We start from the raw sequence: 641 nt of genomic DNA, 5'->3' as shown, positions 1-641 counted from the left end.
CCTACGTGGGCAAGGCGCTCGGCTACCTGATGGCCACCGCGGAACAACCCGACGACGCCGAGAACCCATTGGTCCGCGGCTTCGGCACCGAGGCCTCGCCCGACGACCAGAACGAGTTCCGGCGCCGCTTCGGCGCCGAACTGTTCGAGGGCTACGGCTCGAGCGAAGGCGGCGGGGCAGTGGTTCTGGCCCCCGACATGCCGCCGGGCGCACTGGGCCGCCCCGCCCACCAGGGGGTGGCGATCATCGACCCCGAGTCGCTGAACGACTGTGTGCCAGCGGTTTTCGATGAACACGGCCGCGTTCTCAACCCCGACGACGCCGTGGGCGAGATCGTCGACAAGTTCGGCACGCGCACGTTCGAGGGCTACTACAAGAACGACGAGGCCAATGCCGAACGCATCCGCAACGGCTGGTACTGGACCGGCGATCTCGGCTACCTCGACGAGGCGGGGGTCATCTACTTCGCAGGCCGCCGCGGTGACTGGATCCGGGTGGACGGTGAGAACACCTCGGCACTGAACATCGAGCGGGTCCTGCGCCGCCACCCCGACGTGGTGGCAGCCGGTGCGTACGCGGTCCCCGATCCGCGTTCGGGCGATCAGGTGATGGCCGCGATCGAGGTGGCCGATCCCGACGGC

The 641-nt window shown here is 69.0% G+C and carries 1 protein-coding gene; it reads left to right on the top strand.

Going from position 1 to position 641, the window contains the following annotated elements; all coding sequences use genetic code 11:
* Positions 1 to 641, top strand: a 641-nt coding sequence (locus RNC47_RS36120) for an AMP-binding protein (RefSeq protein ID WP_311605088.1), incomplete at both ends; no start/stop codon positions are given.

Source organism: Streptomyces millisiae (assembly GCF_031845425.1).
Lineage (GTDB): Bacteria > Actinomycetota > Actinomycetes > Streptomycetales > Streptomycetaceae > Streptomyces > Streptomyces millisiae.
Note: the sequence above shows the minus strand (reverse complement) of the source record. Positions and strands in the feature narration are given on the sequence as shown.